Raw genomic sequence first — 20,844 nt, forward strand, 5'->3', positions numbered from 1 at the left:
CGAGGAAGCACATAACATCTTTGTCAGAGGACACTTTCCCTATTTTAGTGCGAAGACATCCTTATTTAGTGAACTTATATTAATAGCAAATACTATAAGTTATTGCCAACTATAAATATTACTCTTCCTGCGGCTTATATAAACATGTAAAAAAGAGGAAAGTGTCCTCTTATTCTTACTAAGTTAATGACAACTTACCTGAGTGACGGCTTATCGCTCATAGCTGCCTATTAGATAAAGTCCTAATCTATTCATCGAAACTGTAAGAAGATATGTGCCACTGCAATATGAGCTACTACAAATAGCCATAACTATTTACCGTTAAGAGCCATCAAGTTGAATAACTGCCCATTTAATTATCCAAACAAAAAAGCCATAAGCTCAAAGCAACTCAAGGCTGCTTAAAACTTATGGCTTATGGCTTATAACTTATAAGTTATAACTGACGGCTGACGGCTAAACCTTAAACTTATCTATCGCTTTATGAAGTACACGCGCTTGTTCAGAGACTTCTTCACTTGTTTGTGCATTGGTCACTGAATGGGCCGATGCATCTTCAGCAATATCACGTATCCGTACCACGTTTTTATTTACTTCTGAGGCGACTTGGCTTTGCTCATCAATTGCCGTTGCTATATGCGTACTCATATCCATAATCGTTTGTACATCTTCAGTAATCGAGCTCAGTAACTCACCCGCTTTAGTCGCTTGTGCTGCGCTTTCTCCACCTTGTGTACGGCATTGTTGCATGATGCTAACCACTTCTTGAGTGCGCTCTTGTAACGTTGAAATAATACTTTCTATTTCTTGCGTTGAGCTTTGAGTACGTTGCGCCAACGAACGAACTTCATCTGCAACTACAGCAAAGCCTCGCCCTTGCTCACCCGCACGAGCAGCCTCAATTGCGGCATTTAATGCCAATAGATTAGTTTGCTCAGCTATCGCTCGAATTACATCAAGTACAGACCCTATAGTCTCACCATCTTTTTCAAGCTGTGATACAACACTAGAGGCTTTACCTAAAGATTCAGATAATTGATTAATATGATTAACTGTTGATTCAACTTCACGGCGGCCTTGCTGAGCACTCACATTCGTTGATTCAGCTTTTTTAGCTGCGGCTTCTGTATTATGTGAAATATCTTGAATGGTTGCCTGCATTTCAGTTGCAGCGGTTGCCACCATATCAGCTTCATGAAGTTGTTCTTGCATACCTGAACTTGTTGCCGCAGTTGTTTCTGATAAATGCTCTGTTGCTACATTAAGCGTTTTTAGCGCCGTATTAACTTCATAAATAAGTTTTTTAAAGTCGCTAATCAAACTATTAAAGTCAATTGTCATCGTGGTTACTTCATCCTTTCCTATCTGCTCAATAGTAAGGCTTAAATCATTGTTACGACGAATCTCATTAATTGTATGATAAACCCGTTCAATAGGAATAATGATAGATTTGCTTGTAAAGTAAACGAGCGCCATTACGATTATACTGGCAAAAATAAATATAATAATTGCAAACATCTGCGCATCACTGGCTTGTTTTTCAACTTGCAGCTTTATATCGCTGGTAATTTTAGAGACAACCGCATCACTTTCTTTTACGCTTGACTTCATTTTACCTAATGCACCTGAATTTAAATCAAGGCCTAAAGCAACTTGCGCTTTAACTAGTGCATCAAACTTAGTTTGGTAACTACCAAGTAAGTTTGTTAGCTGACTTTGGTAACCACTATCAAAGCCTGCTTGAGCTATTTTTTTATTCAGTAACTCAGTAATATCATTAAACTTATCAAGATACTTAATATCAAAGCGCAGCATAAAGTCTTTTTCTGAACGGCGCAGCTGCAACATTAGCGAAAGAAGTTCGTAGTTTTCACGCTCTTTCAATAGCGTCTCTACTTGATGCACGGCACCGCGTAACTCACCATATAGGGCATCTTTTGGGTGTAAACCAATTTCTCTTTGTAACACTACAACTGTATTAAAATCTTGGTAATATCGCTCAGCTAATATTTTAAATTGATCGACTTCTTTATTTGGTACACCTAACTCATCAGTAACGGCTTTAAGCTTTGATATCTTAGCTTCAAGTTGTTGGTATTCATTTTCGAATAGCGCCAAGTCCTCCTCTTGCTTATAGAATAAAAAGTTCTTCTCAAACTTTCTCATAGATAGTTCGTGGATATCTAGCTCTTCAGCGTATTGAATTGTTTCATTTAACTTAAGCATAATGCGTGCTTCATAAATGATAACAAATAACATTACGATCATAGCTAAACCAACGACTACCGCATTGAATTGCAAGCGACGTTTAATCGTCAAATTTTGAAGTAAACTCATTAACAACAGCCCTTAAATTAGTCTCACCATATAGTATAGTTAAATAATATTTTCTTCGCGCATATTATCTAACAATTTATAGACAATTTAAGTCAGTTGCCTTATTTAAGCACCAAAAGCCCTCAACTGACTCCTGACCACAATGATCTATGAAGTTGGTGTGTACTTCCCCACTGCCGAGCCGTTAACCACTCAATCAACGGTTGCGGATCGCTTGGGAAATTAATTAACCTTTTGTTTTCACTATTAATCCAATCATCTAATGCATAAGGATTTAAATACCTCATTACATGAGCCGCTTTCATAGCAAGTAACGTTTGTGCATTCGCATCTTGCTCAAATTGACCAGCTAATGGCTTTAACAATAATTTTTTACCTAATTTAAGCGCTTCACTTGACAGTTCAAAACCAGCATTAGCAATTACGCCACTTGCATTAGCTAAATCGTTTAAAAACCCCTGGCGTGATAACCCTCTCAAATGAATGTGAGAGCAAGACTCATTGCTTGCATTGGGGTGGTAACAGTAAAATTCTTTTTCAGGAAAATCTTTTAGATAATCGACCACGCTAGTCAGATTTTCAAAAGGTAAATACACCAACACTTTATTATCGACACTTACAGGATTTTCATGAGGATGATTAGCAATAAAAGGTGGAATAATATTATCGGCAAATGGCTGCCAATGGACCCCTAAGTAAATATCTGCTGGGGCATAACACTTAATTAATGAACGATGGAATAGCCCGTGTCTAAACATTGGCACCTTTGGTGATAAAAAGGCAGCTTGATGACTCATGCCAATAACAGGTACGCCTTGGCGCTTTGCAGCCCAAGCAGTGATAGGTTCAAAATCATTAAAAACAAAATCATAACCAGATAAGTCCAACTGCTTTATATCAGACAACAATTTACACATTCGCGCATTTTTAATTGTACGATAACTATTTATTTGGCCATTTTGTGTTGAGAAAGATAACCCGCGAAAGCTGCGATAGTTAGTGAATGCCTCCATATCAAAATAATTTTCCTGAGCTCGTCCTGAAAAAACATAATCAACGTCAATATTCATACTACTAAATGCGTTTGCCATCACGCGAGCTCGTGTTATGTGGCCGTTTCCAGTTCCCTGAATACCGTACAATACCCTCATAAATAACCCACCACTAGTATGGCTGCCAAACCACAACTTGAACCTATTAACCCTCCCAGTACAACATCGGCAGGAAAATGAACACCTAGCACAACTCGGGATGCAGCAACGCCTACCGCCCATAAAAACCACACAACGCTTAATTGTGGAAAATATTGAGCAAGAATTATTGCCACTAAAAAAGCCCCCGCACTATGGCCTGATGGCAAACTAAATTTGTCACCCGGCACAATATACGCGCCTTTCACTAAGCAATCACAAGGACGCACGCGTGCAAACCCATTTTTAGCGATATAGTAAATAGGACGCTCGATTAAAAAGCCCAGTAATAAAGTAACCGCCAACAGCTCTTGTTCGCTACCTAGCCAGCTAACAGCAAAAGCGATAACAAGATACAAGCCTCCGTTGCCACTTTTAGATAACCCTAATGCGGAATTTTTTAGCCATAAAGGGGAATTACCATTAAACAGCTTAAGAAATAAATTTTCATCCAGCTGCGCAACCTTCTTTAATATATTGTACTCACTCATTGCTTGCTCCTTTTTCATGCAAACCTGTGCACAATTTCAGCATAGGTGCTAGAAATAACAATTAGGTGAAAGTTTTAAGACACTAATATTGCTTTTACTGTTTTAGCGCATTATTTGTTTAAAAAGAGCGCTATTTACTGGTATTAAGTCGTTGTTATTGCGTTTCAGCAAGGTATACTGAAGTACAAGCTAACGTATCTTTAGAGGATAATAAAATGGATTACAGCACTTCAGATTTATGCGATCACTTTGCCGACGTGGTCGACGTGCTCGAACCTATGTTCATCAATTTTGGTGGCCGTCATAGCTTTGGTGGTCGCATCAAAACAGCTAAATGTTTTGAAAATAATGAACTGATCCGTGAGATACTCTCTCAAGAAGGCGAAGATCGCATATTGCTCATTGACGGTGGTGGCTCTACACGTCGGGCACTTATTGATATAGAGCTGGCAGAGTTAGCCACAGAAAATAACTGGCAAGGTATTGTTGTCTATGGTGCAGTGCGCCATGTTGACGAACTTGAAGAGATTAATTTAGGTATTCAAGCAATTGCATCTATCCCTGTCGCTGCTGATAGCGAAGGCGCTGGCGAAGATGGCATTGGCGTTAATTTCGCTGGCGTGTCTTTTTTCGATGATGATTATGTTTATGCAGATAGCACTGGTATTATTTTATCTGGTGAAGAACTTGAACTGGAAATCATAGAAGACTAAAAGTGACCGCCTACTTAAATATCTACGATGAAGCGACTGTTAAACCTTGGTGCAACAGTCGTGCAAATGAAAAAAAAGCATGGCAGTCAATCGCCCTCCTCGACACCCATGTTGACCCATTACAAGCGATGCAAGATGCCGCCCAATTTGGTATTCGTTATGTGCTCATTGGCATTTGTGAAGATATCGGTCCTCGCGCTAATGTAGGTAATGGTGGTGCGCAAGATGGCTGGCAAGCATTTGTTAAACGTTTCTTAAACCAACCCGACAACCAATTTTTAGCCAGTGATAAGGTATTACTTTTAGGCGAAGTTGATGTTGCCGATTTAACCCTTGCTGCATCAAGCTTAAGCAATCAACACCCAAGGCAACTTGAGCAATTACGTGACTTATGTGCCCAACTTGATCAGCGTGTTGAGCAAGTTTTAAGTTTAATATTTACAGCAGGTTTAGAGCCAATTGTTATTGGCGGTGGTCATAATAATTGCCTGGGTATTATTCGCGCATTAAGTAAACATAAAAATAACCCTATTAATGCGATTAATTTTGACCCTCATGCTGATTTTCGCGATTGCGAAGGTCGTCATAGTGGTAATGGCTTTCGTTATGCTTATCATGAACAACTCTTAAATAATTATCATATTATTGGTATGCACGAGCTAAAAAACAATCAAGCAATTATTGATGCTTTAGCTGCTGCCAACTTTAACTATGATAGCTATCAGTCACTGCAAGTAAGACGTGAAAAAACACTTAGCGATGCATGCCAACAAGCTTTGCAAAACTTAACAGATGCACCACTTGGTGTTGAAGTCGACCTTGATAGCATTTCATTAATGCCCGTCAGCGCGTATACCAATTGCGGTTTTAGTGTTAGCGACGCAGAACATTTTGTGCATTTAGCTGCTAGTCAAACAAATAGTCACTATTTACATCTATGTGAAGCAGCACCAAACCAGCACCCTAGTGGATTGCAAGCAGGTATTAACGATGCCGGACAAATCATTTGTGCACTAGCTAATGCGTATTTACAAGCGCGGGAAAATGTAAAAAGCGTTTAATGCTCAAGCTGCCATTGCTTTAACCATGTAATCATCCCTACACTGCTTAGCGGATGACTAAAGTAATAGCCTTGTGCAGCGTAAGCATTTAAACTTTTCACAAAATTGAGCTGCTCAATCGTTTCTACCCCTTCGCAAATCACTTTGGCATTCTGTTTATTATGCATTTCGACCATACCGCCAACTAAACTGCGAATATGACCTTGATGACTAAAGTCGGCAGTCAATGCTGGTGCAACCTTTACATACTCCACCGCTAAATTTGGTAATTTAGCTAACCAAACCGGGCTATCACCTAAACCATCAACGCATACCTTAATTCCAATACTATTAAGGCGTGCAACCATTGCTTTACCTTGATCATCTAAACTCATAAATAAATTTAACGGGCATTCAATTATCAAATCCCCAGGCTGAAGCTGGTGCTCAGTAAAAACATCATCAATAAAATCAATAAACTCTTCATTAAGCATTTCCGAACCAAACACGTTTATGCTCAAGGGTATCCTAATACCCTCCACACGCAGTGCCATTGCCAATTCTGCCGCACGTTCAATCACAAATGTAGCAAGTGGGAAAGCAAGTCCTGCAATACGTATGTCATCAATAAAACGGTGTGCTGATAATATCCCTTGCTTTGGGTGTTGCCAGCGTAGTAACAGCTCTAAGAACTCAATTTTTTCATCTGTATTTCTTATCACTGGCTGAAAATAGAGCTCAAGCTCTCGTGCAAAGTCTATATTAGTCAACTCTTTTAAGCGCGCCTGCTGCTCTAGCTGCTCTATTTTCATTTGTTGGTGATAAGCAACTACCTGCTGTGGTTCTACACTATCAAGCGCTAAGTAACCACATGAGATAAGATTATCAAAACTACCTTCCTGTTCATCACAATCTACATAACTCGCACGTGCCTTCACTTCAATTGTACAATTTGCGACATTGAAAGGCTTTAGAGTCGCACCTAATATTTGACTAATTAGCTGTTCATGCAGGTGCTTTTGCTGCTCCAAATTACATATAAATGCGAAATTTAACCCACCTAAATGTGCTAACTTTTGGTCCCCACCTAAACTAACAACTTCATCCATATTCAAAAACTCTTTAATACGGTTTGCCGATTGAGCTAATAATAAATCCCCAAAATCTCGTCCTATATGTTGATTTACTTCTTTAAACCCTTCTAAGCGAATAATTATTAATACACCGCGATAATGCTGTGGCTCACGCCACGCATAATAACTATTACGTAATTGCTTACAACTAGGAAGACTCATTAACGGGGATGCTGCAGCAAAGCCTTCTTGCTCTAAGCTTTGTGTTTCGGTGCTGTGCGGTTCTAAATCTTGCTCATCAAAATAGCCAGATGCTGCCAGTATAATACTTGCCAATGTGACTAAAAATAAGGGTATGCCTAAAAGCAAATTAGCAGCAAATAATATTATATATATTATTGCTGCGCAGTAACTTAGCGTGAGTAACGTTGAGTTATTTTGTTTAGATGCTTGCCATAAGTGAAGGCAAATGCTCAATGCTAACAACAATTCTAAATAAGGAAATGCAGCACTTAATATCGCTAGCGAAATAACCCCGTTGAGTATATAGCTAAATCGCAACTGCGATTTATTAACTACACACAAAGCGCAAACCATCGCCATCAATACCATACCGGCTAAAAAAACGGGTAACTGTGTATTGTTTAAAAAAGCGCTCCTTGCTGCGTATTCAAATCCAGTATTTGTTAATAGCGCAATTAAAGACATTGAGTAAGTACAACATTAAAATAGACTAATTAAGTCTACCCAATATCCACAGATTTAACAGTTTATTTACGCCTAATTGATAACTTAATTGCGCTGGGTGAGAAATTTGCCAATGTGCAATGTCAGCTCGTAGCCCTATTTTTAATTCACCACGGTCTTTTAAACCAAGTGCTTTAGCTCCATTGCACGTCACTCCAGCTAAAGTTTCCTCTGGCGTTAAACGAAATAATGTACACCCCATATTCATCATTAATTGCAAAGAACACATGGGTGAGGTGCCCGGGTTAAAGTCTGTTGAAATAGCCATTGGTACATTGTATTGCTTTAATAACTCAATTGGCGGCTGCTTAGTTTCACGTAAAAAATAAAATGCGCCGGGTAATAAAACAGCCACAGTACCCGCTGCGGCCATAGCCTTTACTCCCGCTTCATCTAAATGCTCTATATGATCTGCCGATAAACCTTTAAATTCAGCAACAAGCTCTGTGCCATGTTGGTTAGATAACTGCTCGGCATGGCATTTTACAGGCAAACTATGTTTTTTTGCGGCTGTAAACACGCGACGTGTTTGCTCATTACTAAAACCAACATTTTCACAAAATACATCAACCGCATCAGCTAAATTAGCTGCAACAATCTGATCTAACATTTCGTTACACACCAAATCAATATACTCATCACTACGACCTTTATACTCAGGTGGTAATGCATGTGCCCCTAAAAAAGTGGTTTTTACATCAACGGGATGATTTTCACCAAGTAGGCGCGCTACTTCGAGAATTTTTACTTCATTTTCGCAGTCAAGTCCGTAGCCCGACTTGATTTCAATCGTAGTTACACCTTCAGCATAGAGTGCATTGAGGCGATCTTTCGCCAGCACAAATAACGCTTCATGGTCAGCCTCTCGTGTTGCCATTACAGTGCTGGCAATACCACCACCTTGCGCGGCAATTTGCTCGTAACTAACACCTTGCAAACGCTGTTCGAACTCTTCAGCCCGTGAGCCAGCAAAGACTAAGTGAGTATGACAATCTATTAAACCGGGTGTTAGCCACTGCCCTTTAGCAGACACTGTCGGTGTAGCTAACACATCAAATGTTGGTAAGTCACTTTGCTTACCAAGCCATGCGATATGACCATCTTTAACCGCCAGCGCCGCATTTTCAATTGCACCATACGGTGCATCAATATTGCTATCCATAGTGGCTATATTGGCATCAGTGATCAGTAAGTCCCAGTCATTGCTGTTATCTGTCGCGGTTAATGTGGTCATATCGGTTCCTAAAATTCTTTTTTATTAGTCTAGCAAGCCATCTTGTATATACAAGATAAATATGTCATCTTATAGTTAATAGGTAATTTAAAAAGATTGTAAAAACTCTAATGACGACACCTAAATTCGCACAAATAAAGCAGTTTATTGTTGATAATATTCGATCCGGCGCATGGCAAGAAAACCAACGCGTGCCTTCAGAAAACGAATTAGCTGAACAATTTAGTGTCAGTCGGATGACAGCACGCCGAGCATTGAGTGAACTTACAGAAGCGGATATCCTCACTCGTAGCCAAGGTTTAGGTACGTTTGTTGCCAGCTTTAAATCACAATCATCATTGCTTGAAATTAAAAATATTGCAGATGAAGTTAAAGCCCGCAGCGGTAATTACAGTTGCACTGTGTTAGTACTTGAATCTATCAGCGCCGTTGCACCTATTGCCATTGCTTTAGGTGTTGAAGTAGATAGCCTAGTGTATCGCAGTGTATTGGTGCACAACGAAAATGATCAGCCGCTGCAAGTAGAAGAACGCTTTGTTAATCCTGCTTTGGCAAAAAGTTACCTACAACAAAATTTTACCGTATTAACGCCGCACGAATATTTATCGAGCGTTGCGCCGTTAACAGAAGCTCGCCACACAGTGGAAGCGATAATGCCCAACAGCGAAATGTGCCAATGGCTAAACTTATATCATGAAGAACCTTGCTTACAGGTTATACGCCGTACGTGGTCATCATCAGGCATTGTTAGCTTTGCACGTTTAGTGTCACCAGGGAGTAAATATCGCTTAGGTGGCCATTTAACATTTAAAAAATAAAATAATACACGAATCAAAAAGATGCGCTTAATTGCGTATTTTTTAAAACAAAATCAGTTGTATATACAACAGGAGTACTCCATGAACAACAGACTTGATGAATCTCGCGTTATCCGCGCGCCACATGGCGATAAGATCAGCGCTAAAAGCTGGCTCACAGAAGCCGCTAAGCGCATGTTAATGAACAACTTAGATCCAGAGGTTGCTGAGCACCCGCACTCGTTAGTGGTATACGGTGGCATTGGCCGAGCAGCGCGCGATTGGCCTTGTTTCGATAAAATAATCGAAACCCTCGACAGACTCGAAGACGACGAAACGTTACTCGTGCAATCAGGTAAACCAGTTGGGGTATTCAAAACTCACAGTAATGCACCACGGGTTTTAATTGCAAACTCAAACTTAGTGCCGCATTGGGCTAATTGGGAGCATTTTAACGAACTCGATAAACTTGGTTTGATGATGTACGGTCAAATGACTGCGGGCTCGTGGATTTACATAGGCTCACAGGGTATTGTACAAGGTACATACGAAACCTTTGTAGCGATGGCAAAACAACACTTTAATGGTAACGCCGCTGGAAAGTGGGTACTTACCGGTGGTTTAGGTGGCATGGGTGGTGCACAACCTCTTGCTGCAACCATGGCAGGATTTAGTGCTTTAGTTATCGAATGTGACGAAACTCGCATCGATTTTAGAATAAAAACCCGTTATGTTGATGTTAAAGCGACTGACTTAGATCATGCTCTTGAACTTATCAACGCTGCTTGCGCCAAAGGTGAAGCTCTATCTGTTGGTTTACTCGGTAACGCCGCTGACGTATTTAGTGAATTAGTTAAGCGTGGTATTACCCCTGATGTTGTAACCGATCAAACCTCAGCTCACGACCCACTCAATGGTTACTTACCACAAGGTTGGAGCATGGACCATGCTGCAAAAATGCGTGAGCAAGAACCACAAGCCGTGGTTAAAGCTGCAAAGCAATCTATGGCGGTGCAAGTAACTGCTATGTTGGCATTACAGCAAGCAGGCGCGGCAACCACTGATTATGGTAATAACATTCGCCAGATGGCGTTTGAAGAAGGCGTGACAAATGCCTTTGATTTCCCAGGTTTTGTGCCCGCTTATATTCGCCCATTATTTTGTGAAGGCATTGGCCCATTCCGCTGGGTTGCACTCTCTGGTGATCCAGAGGATATTTACAAAACTGATGCAAAAGTAAAAGAACTTATCCCAGACGATAAGCACTTACACAATTGGCTTGATATGGCCCGTGAGCGTATTCAATTTCAAGGCTTACCCGCGCGTATTTGCTGGGTTGGGCTAAAAGACAGAGCGCGTTTAGCTCTGGCGTTTAATGAAATGGTTAAAAATGGCGAACTAAAAGCACCGGTTGTAATTGGTCGCGACCATTTAGACTCAGGCTCGGTGGCCAGTCCAAACCGTGAAACCGAAGCAATGAAAGACGGCTCAGATGCTGTATCAGATTGGCCATTACTTAACGCATTGCTGAATACTGCAGGCGGTGCAACGTGGGTTTCTTTGCATCACGGTGGCGGGGTTGGTATGGGCTTTAGCCAGCATTCTGGTGTGGTTATTGTTGCCGATGGTACTGACGAAGCAGCTGCACGTATTGGCCGTGTATTATGGAACGACCCTGCAACAGGCGTAATGCGCCATGCTGATGCAGGTTACGATATTGCAATTAACTGTGCTACCGAGCAAGGCCTCGATCTACCAATGTTAAATAAGGAATAATCATGTTTGAACTTACTCTCACACCTGGCCAACTTGATTTAGCGACACTACGCCAAATTAATGTATCGCCAGTAAAATTGACGCTTGCCCAAGATAGCGAAATTAAAATCGCTGCCAGCGCACAAACTGTTCAAGACGTGATTGATCAACATCGTACTGTGTATGGTATCAATACCGGTTTTGGCTTACTCGCTAATACCAAAATTGCCGAACATGAATTAGAGCTGTTACAGCGCTCAATTGTGCTTTCGCATGCTGCCGGCATTGGTGCCTACATGGATGACAGTACCGTAAGATTAATGATGGTACTGAAAATTAATTCATTATCTCGTGGTTTTTCAGGCATTCGCTTAAAAGTCATTGAGTTTTTTATGCAATTGCTTGAAGCACAAGTTTACCCTTGCGTACCAAAAAAAGGTTCGGTGGGTGCATCAGGTGATTTAGCGCCATTGTCACACATGTGCTTACCACTGCTTGGTGAAGGCGAAATGCGCTACCAAGGTAAACTAATTAGCGCTGTTGAAGGCCTTAAAATTGCCAACCTGGAGCCACTGACTTTAGCCGCAAAAGAAGGTTTAGCACTATTAAATGGCACTCAAGCTTCAACTGCATTTGCATTACAAGGTTTATTTCGTGCTGAGGATTTATATGCGCAAAGCTGTGCGATTGGCTCTATCAGCATTGAAGCCGCAATGGGCAGTCGTTCACCATTTGATGCGCGCATCCATGATATACGTGGCCAACGTGGGCAAATAGATACCGCTGCAATTTTCCGCGAGATGTTAAGTGAGCAATCACAGATCAGTGAGGCCCATGTTGATTGTGAAAAAGTACAAGACCCATATTGCCTACGCTGCCAACCACAAGTACTCGGCGCATGTTTAACGCAGATTCGCCAAGCCGCTGAAGTATTATTGTGTGAATCAAATGGAGTGACTGATAATCCACTGGTATTTGCAGATGTGGGCGATATTATCTCTGGTGGTAACTTCCACGCAGAACCAGTCGCAATGGCAGCTGATAACTTAGCATTAGCGATTGCCGAAATAGGTGCACTCGCTGAGCGCCGTATCGCGTTATTAATTGATTCAAACCTATCAAAACTGCCACCTTTCTTAGTTGAAAATGGCGGTGTTAACTCTGGCTTTATGATTGCGCAAGTTACAGCTGCAGCATTAGCATCAGAAAACAAGTCACTGGCACATCCAGCGTCAGTCGATAGTTTACCTACTTCAGCAAACCAAGAAGATCATGTGTCGATGGCAACTTTTGCGGCGCGCCGTCTAGGTGAAATGGCCGACAACACGCAAGGCGTACTGGCAATTGAATGGCTGGCATCAGCACAAGGTTTAGAGTTTAGAAAGCCATTACTCGCATCTGAAAAAGTTGAACAAGCCAAAGCAACTCTGCGCACAAAAGTTAGCTACTACGACAAAGACCGTTATTTCGGCCCCGATATCGAAGCAGCTAACTTGTTATTACAACAAGGCGAGCTGTGTAATTTATTACCTAAAGGCGTATTACCATCGTTTTAAATATCAAACTGGTAGTTAAAACCAAGTGATTCAATAGCCGAACCATCAATGATGCGTTCGGCACTTTCGTCACTAATAAAGGTAGGCGTCTGAGTACCATATTGCTGGCATTTTTGTTGATAATAATCTGCTTTTGTAGGGTGAGCAGGATTGACTACATTATAAATTGGCGCTGCAATTTGCCACTTATCCAACACGCTAATAATCGCATTAATCACATCTTGCTGCTGCACCATATTAACGCTTTGTCTACTTGAGCTTTGTAGTTCTTTACCAGCCACAAAACGACCAGGCTCTCGATCTGGCCCGATCAAACCACCTAATCTAAGTACTTTTCCGCCCGCATTTAAAACACACTGCTCAGCCTCAAGTAACGGTTGCTGGCGTGGGCTAGTTACTACGATCGGGCTTTGCTCATCATAAATTAAGTTATCTGGCCCATACACTGCCGTTGATGAGCATAATAAAAAACCTTTCGCATTCATATTACCAGCAAGTCCAATCGCTAACTTTAAAGTCTCTAAATAATGGCTATCAGCCTGACGACTACGGGGGGGTATAGCACACACCCACCAAGCATCTTGTAAATCGAGTTGATGACTTAACTGATTATTTTCAAACACCAATCGGCGCTGAAATGCATGTTGATGTTCAATACCACGATGGGTTCCTTGCACATCCCAGCCTTGTGCTAGTTGCTGCAAGCATAAAGGGTGCCCAAGCCAACCTGCACCTAATACAATTAAACGTTCTTTTATTGTACCCATTTTGTAACATCGTCCTTACAATTTAATAAAATGTTATTCATTTGTCTTACCTCACAATATGGAGATTAGGACTAATATATGATTATATAAGCTTGCTTACTCTACTAAATAATAAGAATGTGTGCACTTATGTTAAAAAATTTATCATTGCGAAAAAAAATATTATTGCTAATCGGTGGCACTATCACTGTGCTGTTGATCGCTGCTTCATCTTACTTTGTTAATCATATCGCTTCATTATCACGCCAAAGTATTGAACGGGAAGCTCACAGTTATCTGCAAAGTGAGCAACTCTCAATGCAAGGTTATTTTGCCCAATACGGAAAACTGGTCAATACATTCGTTAATAATCCCCATTTAGTAAATTGGTTTGATGCATGGGATAAACGAGATCAAACACTAACAGGTGCGCCTGGCTACGATGAAGTAAACCAAGATTTTGTGCGTATTAGTAGCAATGATGAGAATATCTTATCAGCATTTTTTGCTTCAGCTAAAACGGGTGAATACTTTAAAGAACACGAACGGACTACTCACTACAATGGTCAGCCATATTACGCGTATAAGAGAGGATGGTGGCAGGATGCATTAAAAATAAATCGCTTATATGTTGGCCCAATTTCAGTTGATCTAACAACTGGTAATGCTTCTGCCGTTGTGCAACAACCAGTGTATAACCAACAAGGTGAATTAGTTGGTTTCGGTGGTGTGGACTTACAGCTCAACAAAATCAATAAAATGGTTGAAGACGTTCGTTTTAATGGTCAAGGCTATGGCTTCTTGCTTGATGGAGACCAAAAAGTTGTTCATTTATCTAAACGTACTAATCATAAACTTTCAGTAACTGACGAGGGACCCAATGGCAAACAAGGCTTAGATGCCCTCGAAAAACAATTCAGCGACACTCAAGGATTTACTGAACTTAATCTGCAAATGAAGAATACTATTAGCGGTGATGCTACAGTCATTTTAAAAGGCCAAGAGTATTTTGTTGTTTATAACCGCTTACAATTAGAGCAGCCATCTTTAGACTGGTATGTGGGTATTTTAGTGCCAAGAACAATGATTGATGAGCCAGTTAACGAAGCGGTCATGACGACGACGACATCTGTTGTGGTTATTCTATTGATCATCATTGCAATGATCTTGTGGGCTACTCACATGATCTCAAAACCGATAATTACACTGACTCATATTATGCGCGACATTGCCTCAGGCGATGGTGATTTAACTCAAAAAATCACCATCGATAGCCAAGATGAAGTTGGCCAGCTTGCGTTGCACATGAACACATTTATCGATAAGTTGCGTGCCATGATGCTCGACACAGCGGCTCAAGCAGAACAACTAACTAACGCCGCGGCGCAATTAAAATCAGTGTCGCAAAAAACCAATGATGAAATTCAGCAGGAAAAACAACAGGTCGATAGTGTTAGTGCCGCAGTGACTGAAATGGCCTCTACAGTAATGGAGATCTCGCGTAACGCTCAACACACCAATAATGCAGCTGAAGAAGTGCAACATATCACCGCAGACGGAACATCGCGCTCGCAAAATGCACAAAGTGTGATGACGGCACTCGCTGAGCATATTGGCGAAGCATCAAAAGTGGTTGCGGGCCTTGAGCAAGAAAGTAGCAATATTGGTGCGGTTGTTGACGTGATAAATGCCATCGCAGATCAGACGAACCTGTTGGCGCTCAATGCTGCCATTGAAGCCGCGCGTGCTGGTGAGCAAGGCCGTGGCTTTGCTGTTGTTGCCGATGAAGTTCGATCGCTTGCAAGTCGTACACAAGAATCAACGGATGACATTCGCAATATGATTTCACGCTTACAGCAAATTGCGCAGCAAGCTTCCACTATGATGCAACAAGGACAAGAGCGCGCACAAAGTTCGGTGGCACAAACACAAGAGGTGTTAGATGCATTGCAGAACATTGCAGACTCAGTGACTAAAGTACAAGATCAAAGTCATCACATTGCCACCTCAACCGAGCAACAAACAGTGGTTGCTGAAGATATAAATAATAGCTTAGCTGCTATCAACCATTTAGTGAATAGTACTGCAGATCATGCACTTGAACTTGCAGACGAAGCGCGCGACCTCAATGATCTTGCAAGCTCATTGAACAATACTGTAAACCAATTCAAACTTTAACGACTCTACAAACCATAAAAAGAGTGCGCTTACAGCACTCTTTTTTGTTGCAGATCAATACTGACATTACACAGCTTTTTTATAATTGTTGAAACAATCGTAAAGGTGCGCGTGATGATTAATTTACCCAAGTGGGATCAAAGCTTAATAAATAAATACAATGTGTCTGGACCAAGGTACACCTCCTACCCCACGGCATTGTCGTTTGATGATGGCTACCAACAGCAAGATTTGCTCCGTGCAATTAATTCATCCAATAATCGCAGCTTATCTTTATATATTCATATCCCGTTTTGTAGCCAGCTTTGCTATTACTGTGGTTGTAACAAAGTGATTACCCGCCATCAATCAAAAGCTGATCTGTATCTTGATTACCTTGAAAAAGAAATCATTGCGCAAGCACCGTTATTTGAACAATATCATGTTGAACAGCTACATTTAGGGGGCGGCACACCCACTTTTTTAACCGCCGAACAAATGAGTCGCTTAATCTCGTTATTAAACCAACACTTTAAATTTACAGCCAATGCTGAGCGTGGTATTGAAATAGATCCACGATCACTAGCTGATGGTATGCTCAGCCACTTACGCACACTTGGTTTTAATCGCGTGTCGTTTGGAATTCAAGATTTTAATGATGCAGTACAGCTTGCAGTCAATCGCCCACAAAGTGCCGATGATGTGAAAGGCTTGATTAGTGAAGCCCGCAAGCTTGGCTTTACATCAATTAACGCTGATATGATTTATGGCTTACCTTTGCAAACGCCTCAGAGCTTTAAAGAAACGATAGATCAGCTTATTGCCCTTAGTCCTGATCGTGTCTCTGTATTTAATTATGCACATTTACCCGAGCGCTTTGCCGCGCAGCGCAAAATTAAAGATGCCGATCTGCCTAACGCGCACGATAAACTTACCATGTTTAAAAATACCTTAGAGCAAATGAGCGATGCTGGTTATCAATTTATCGGGATGGATCACTTTGCTAAAACCACAAATGAATTAGCCGTCGCGCAAAATAGTCAACAATTACATCGTAACTTTCAAGGCTATACCACCCATGGAAACTGTGATTTACTGGGGTTAGGCGTATCGTCTATTTCACAAATCGGCACTGCCATTTTACAGAACCAAAAAGAGTTGAAGCATTATTACTACGCCCTAGATCATCAACTTGGCTGTGCAATAACTAAAGGAATGCAACTGGACAGCGATGACGTGATACGCGCAACTGTCATCAAACAACTTATTTGTCACTTTGAACTCAATATGCAAAGCATTGCTGATCTATATCAACTCGACTTTGAGCACTACTTTGAAAGCTCGCTCAAAGCTCTAGAGCCACTAATTGCCGACGGTATGGTAGCTATTGACGGCAAACGTATTATTGTCACCGCTCGTGGTAATTTGTTTATTCGTATAATTTGTATGTGCTTTGATGCTCATTTGCAAAAACAAATAAACGCGACGCGATTCTCACGAGTAATTTAGCCTAAATGGTCAAAACAAAAAAGCAGACCTAGGTCTGCTTTTTCAATTTAGCTATTGTGAACAAGTTAGTTAAAAACGACATTCTCGCTGCCCGGAGCAGCTTTGAAGTCTTCAATGATTTTCTCACAGTCAGCTTTAATCGCATCAGCGTTACTTTCTTCAGCACGCCAGCGTGCACTATCTAGCTTAAATATTTCTTTCTTTGAATACTTTTTACGCGCATCATGAGTCGGCATTTCTTTAACCACTTCATACATCGCAAAAATACCAGGATAACGCATAGTAAGGTCATCATCATGTTCAAAGCTATATTGCGACATCAACACCCAAATACGTAAACAGCCTTCAGAGAACTCACACTGCTCTTGATGCATTGCTCGAGCAATCAAATGAATACTATCTGCAAGCTTAGCATTGCGCTCTAAACGAGATTTAGCAAGCTTTGCTTGCTGCTTAGCCTGCTCTTTAGCTATGAGCTTCTTTTGCGCACTCACCTTATACAGCAATTGCCCTGCATAAAATGCCAACCCTGCGATGATCACAGCGCCCACACACAGAGCTAAGATCATCACATTCATTATTTATCGTCCTCATCATCTAGCCATTCATTGGCTAAATCATTAGATAAATAATTATCAAAGTCACTGTTACTTTCTTCGATGAAATCTTCATCATCAAAGTCATCCCCGTCTTCATCTTCTATACCAAGCAATTCACATAACTCTTGATGACGGTCGATACGACTGTTGAAGTATTTTGCATCTTTACCTGTTAATAGAGTACCGCTTTCATGTATCTCAACTAGTTTTAACAAACGCTCATCATTTTCTAGCGCTTCCAGTTCTTGCTCTGGCGTAAACTCTGGCTGCACAACTTTTTTCAACTCAACTTGTGGCTTGAAGTTACGCTTTAATTCAATGACAGGCTCTGGTGCAACAGCAACTAAAGATATTGGCTTTTTACTACCAACACGCTTATCTTTATTATGCTGATTACTTTTTGTATCAGGCTTTAAAGCTTCAATCGAATTACGTGAACCTGACTTAGCGCCTTTGGTTTTTTTAACTCGTTGTTCTTTCAGTGCACGCATTTCTTTAAGCTTATCTTGGCTTAAACGAACAGGGCCATTTGATGGGCTTTTACGTGATTTTTTCGTTCTACTCATATCTTGATCATCTCACTTAAGAGGTTTTGAGCAACACTCATTTAGCGTTGCGATGCTGGCCTTGCCAGAAGAATTTGGTTTGTGCGGATTGAGGTTGGGTAACTCGACTACTAGCGCACTTTATACTTTTAAGTATAAACGGTTGCCATTGTAACAGGACAAATAAAAAGGCGGTAGAGAAAACATCTCTACCGCCTGCTAATCTGAGCGCCATTTAACTGGACACTTCTCCCTTCGACTTTTTAGTCTTTATTTTTATTGTTATTATTGTTGTTCCATTTTTTTATTATATTTACCTTCCGTGTGGCATTCCATTTTATTATTATTTTTTAACTTCCATGACTTTTTATTATTATCGGTCTTCATTGACACTTTTTTAGTATTTCCTTTGAGAACATCAACCGATGTTTTAACCCCAGTATTATCGCCGTACTACTTTCCGTATAGTTAAATCCATATTGTTTTTATTGTTTCAGCGACAGGGGTTAATTTACGCATTAATAAATTTGTTACAACTAATTTATATAATATTTATTGCACCGCTCAAATTGCAACATGACGAAAACATTAAATTACAATAGGTTACTTCAATAAGTGAAATTAAAATAAGACTTAGCTTACAACGCAGTATGGTCAATGTCTCACAGGTGAGTAGGTTATATCGGCAAATTCTGGACACAAAAAAAGCAGCGAATGCTGCTTTTTATCATTAGTATAGAGCTTAGTACTAAAAACCAAGCTATTCCATACTACTTTAGTGTAGACCACCTAAGTACTTAGAAAGTACTTCGATATCTTTATCTGTTAGTTTTTGAGCAATATCTTTCATCATTCCATTTAAATCATTTTCACGTGAGCCATCACGGAATTTCTCAAGCTGTGCTTTGATATATTCTGGATGTTGGAAAGAAATTTTTGGAAACTTAGCTAATGAAGAACCATTGCCGCGTGGACCATGACATGATGCACACGATGGAATACCACGTTCAGCATCTCCAGCTTTAAAAAGCATTGCGCCAACTTCAACTACATCTTTAGGTGTTTCACCTTCAGACATGTTTAATGACGAAAAATAAGCTGATAAGTCTTTCATGTCTTGATCGCTTAATGGCATTGCCATTGCGCTCATAACAGGATCCATTCGGCCGCTTTTGCCACCCGAAGTCATACCAAGTTTAAATTCGGTAAGTTGCTTGTATATGTAATCTGCGTGTTGGCCTGCAATTTTCGGGTAGATATTAATCGGTGCATTACCGTCTGGGCCGTGACAAGCCGCACACGTTGCTGATTTTTCTTTACCTGCGTTTACATCGCCATCAAATGCTGTTGCGTTGCTTGCTGACAACGCACCAAGCAATATAGTTAAAGATAGTGCTATTTTTTTCATGGTGAATTCTCTGTTCCGACCCTGTATCATCTACAATATGGATGTTGTGATATGTATATTCTACACGATAATAAATTCTCTGGCACGTTTTCTACTCACATTAAACTTATAAATTATAGGGTTTTGACCTAGATTAAGCTTTAGTTGCATAGTTTTACTCAATTTTAAGCCCTTTTGAAGACCTAAAGACGCTTTTTAATACGGCTGTAATAGTATAAAATACGCGCCTTGAGTAAAATTAGTTTACTCTTCTTCTTTATTTATGTACTTAGGAAAGCCTGTGCTCAAATCTCGTATCAAATATAACACTGCGTCGTTCGTTACCAGCGCTCCAGACATCACTAAATTACCTGCTGATACGGGAATTGAAGTTGCATTTGCTGGTCGCTCCAACGCAGGTAAATCGAGTGCGCTAAATGCACTAACAGATCAAAAACTAGCACGTACCAGTAAAACGCCTGGTCGTACACAGCTGATCAATACATTTGAGCTTGCTGATGTTGATGATATGCGTTTAATCGATTTACCTGGTTATGGTTTTGCTAAAGTACCAATCGAAATGAAAAAGAAGTGGCAGAAATCATTAGGTGAGTATCTGCAAAAACGCCAAAGCTTAAAAGGTATCGTGATTTTAATGGATATTCGCCACCCATTAAAAGATTTAGACCGTGATTTAATTAACTGGGCTATTGGCAGTGAAATTCCTGTGTTAGCGCTTTTAACAAAGGCTGATAAGCTAAAACAAGGTGCACGTAAAGCACAAGTATTGCAAGTTCGCCGTGAACTTAGCACACTTGATGGTGATATCACTGTGCATGCCTTTTCATCATTAAAAGGCACAGGCTTACCTGAAGTTGCTAAAAAATTAGATGAATGGTTCTTAGGGCCTATCATCGCTATCCCGCCACAAGAACCAGAACAAACACCTGAATCAGATGCGAGTTAAA

At 40.6% G+C, this 20,844-nt stretch carries 17 protein-coding genes; 8 read left to right on the forward strand and 9 right to left on the reverse strand.

Translation table 11 applies throughout. The annotated features are described in order from the left end of the window. Window positions 1-456: 456 nt before the first annotated feature. The 3 genes from ACJJVX_RS19720 to ACJJVX_RS19730 form a co-directional block, all read right to left on the reverse strand. Window positions 457-2,337: a methyl-accepting chemotaxis protein gene (locus ACJJVX_RS19720; RefSeq protein ID WP_054455763.1), complete on the reverse strand. Its 1,881-nt coding sequence runs from the start codon at window positions 2,335-2,337 to the stop codon at window positions 457-459. Window positions 2,338-2,459: 122 nt separating this feature from the next. After that, window positions 2,460-3,488 (reverse strand): MJ1255/VC2487 family glycosyltransferase, encoded by a 1,029-nt coding sequence (locus ACJJVX_RS19725; protein WP_170173858.1) that lies wholly within the window; start codon window positions 3,486-3,488, stop codon window positions 2,460-2,462. Next, window positions 3,485-4,018, reverse strand: a complete 534-nt coding sequence (locus tag ACJJVX_RS19730) for a phosphatase PAP2 family protein (protein WP_054204894.1) — start codon at window positions 4,016-4,018, stop codon at window positions 3,485-3,487. The genes ACJJVX_RS19725 and ACJJVX_RS19730 overlap by 4 nt, the downstream gene beginning before the upstream one ends. Window positions 4,019-4,233: 215 nt before the next feature. On the opposite strand from ACJJVX_RS19730, the gene rraA reads away from it, so the two are divergent. Continuing rightward, entirely contained in the window at window positions 4,234-4,731 is a 498-nt protein-coding gene (gene rraA, locus ACJJVX_RS19735; protein WP_054204895.1) for a ribonuclease E activity regulator RraA, read from the forward strand. A gap of 2 nt (window positions 4,732-4,733) precedes the next feature. Beyond that, window positions 4,734-5,792: a formimidoylglutamase gene (locus ACJJVX_RS19740; RefSeq protein ID WP_170173859.1), complete on the forward strand. Its 1,059-nt coding sequence runs from the start codon at window positions 4,734-4,736 to the stop codon at window positions 5,790-5,792. On the opposite strand, the gene ACJJVX_RS19745 is transcribed toward ACJJVX_RS19740, so the two are convergent. Continuing rightward, window positions 5,789-7,447 carry a GGDEF domain-containing phosphodiesterase gene (locus ACJJVX_RS19745; protein ID WP_054204952.1) on the reverse strand — a complete coding sequence of 553 codons (1,659 nt, stop codon included), beginning with the start codon at window positions 7,445-7,447 and terminating at the stop codon, window positions 5,789-5,791. The two genes, ACJJVX_RS19740 and ACJJVX_RS19745, sit on opposite strands and share 4 nt — an antisense overlap. Before the next feature lie 130 nt (window positions 7,448-7,577). Beyond that, window positions 7,578-8,825 carry an imidazolonepropionase gene (hutI, locus tag ACJJVX_RS19750; protein WP_405633162.1) on the reverse strand — a complete coding sequence of 416 codons (1,248 nt, stop codon included), beginning with the start codon at window positions 8,823-8,825 and terminating at the stop codon, window positions 7,578-7,580. A gap of 110 nt (window positions 8,826-8,935) precedes the next feature. On the opposite strand from hutI, the gene hutC reads away from it, so the two are divergent. The 3 genes from hutC (at window position 8,936) to hutH (ending at window position 12,933) form a co-directional block, all read left to right on the forward strand. After that, a complete protein-coding gene (gene hutC, locus ACJJVX_RS19755) occupies window positions 8,936-9,643 on the forward strand; it encodes a histidine utilization repressor (protein ID WP_054204898.1) in 708 nt (235 codons plus the stop codon). A gap of 81 nt (window positions 9,644-9,724) precedes the next feature. Then, window positions 9,725-11,398 (forward strand): urocanate hydratase, encoded by a 1,674-nt coding sequence (hutU, locus tag ACJJVX_RS19760; RefSeq protein WP_054204899.1) that lies wholly within the window; start codon window positions 9,725-9,727, stop codon window positions 11,396-11,398. Window positions 11,399-11,400: 2 nt separating this feature from the next. Further along, window positions 11,401-12,933 (forward strand): histidine ammonia-lyase, encoded by a 1,533-nt coding sequence (gene hutH / locus ACJJVX_RS19765; protein WP_054204900.1) that lies wholly within the window; start codon window positions 11,401-11,403, stop codon window positions 12,931-12,933. Here hutH and ACJJVX_RS19770 read toward each other — a convergent pair. Then, complete coding sequence (locus ACJJVX_RS19770; protein WP_342883509.1) at window positions 12,930-13,700, reverse strand: NADP-binding protein; 771 nt, start codon at window positions 13,698-13,700, stop codon at window positions 12,930-12,932. The genes hutH and ACJJVX_RS19770 overlap by 4 nt on opposite strands. A 129-nt stretch (window positions 13,701-13,829) precedes the next feature. Between ACJJVX_RS19770 and ACJJVX_RS19775 the strand changes: the two genes are divergently transcribed. Continuing rightward, the gene (locus tag ACJJVX_RS19775; protein ID WP_054204902.1) at window positions 13,830-15,857 is read left to right on the forward strand and encodes a methyl-accepting chemotaxis protein; all 2,028 of its coding nucleotides are present in this window, start codon (window positions 13,830-13,832) and stop codon (window positions 15,855-15,857) included. A gap of 114 nt (window positions 15,858-15,971) precedes the next feature. Further along, on the forward strand, window positions 15,972-17,345 hold the full coding sequence (hemN, locus tag ACJJVX_RS19780; RefSeq protein ID WP_064435815.1) for an oxygen-independent coproporphyrinogen III oxidase: 1,374 nt from the start codon (window positions 15,972-15,974) through the stop codon (window positions 17,343-17,345). Window positions 17,346-17,410: 65 nt separating this feature from the next. Here the strand turns inward: hemN and ACJJVX_RS19785 are convergent, their stop codons facing one another. From ACJJVX_RS19785 to ACJJVX_RS19795, 3 genes are all read right to left on the reverse strand, one after another. Next, the gene (locus tag ACJJVX_RS19785) at window positions 17,411-17,923 is read right to left on the reverse strand and encodes a DUF2489 domain-containing protein (RefSeq protein ID WP_054204904.1); all 513 of its coding nucleotides are present in this window, start codon (window positions 17,921-17,923) and stop codon (window positions 17,411-17,413) included. Continuing rightward, a complete protein-coding gene (yihI, locus tag ACJJVX_RS19790; protein WP_405633168.1) occupies window positions 17,923-18,510 on the reverse strand; it encodes a Der GTPase-activating protein YihI in 588 nt (195 codons plus the stop codon). The genes ACJJVX_RS19785 and yihI overlap by 1 nt, the downstream gene beginning before the upstream one ends. A 754-nt stretch (window positions 18,511-19,264) precedes the next feature. Then, on the reverse strand, window positions 19,265-19,897 hold the full coding sequence (locus tag ACJJVX_RS19795) for a cytochrome c (protein ID WP_054204906.1): 633 nt from the start codon (window positions 19,895-19,897) through the stop codon (window positions 19,265-19,267). A gap of 280 nt (window positions 19,898-20,177) precedes the next feature. On the opposite strand from ACJJVX_RS19795, the gene yihA reads away from it, so the two are divergent. Beyond that, the gene (gene yihA, locus ACJJVX_RS19800) at window positions 20,178-20,843 is read left to right on the forward strand and encodes a ribosome biogenesis GTP-binding protein YihA/YsxC (protein ID WP_054204907.1); all 666 of its coding nucleotides are present in this window, start codon (window positions 20,178-20,180) and stop codon (window positions 20,841-20,843) included. Window position 20,844: the final 1 nt, after the last annotated feature.

This window comes from Pseudoalteromonas sp. Ld20, assembly GCF_045064175.1.
Taxonomy (GTDB): Bacteria; Pseudomonadota; Gammaproteobacteria; order Enterobacterales; family Alteromonadaceae; genus Pseudoalteromonas; species Pseudoalteromonas neustonica.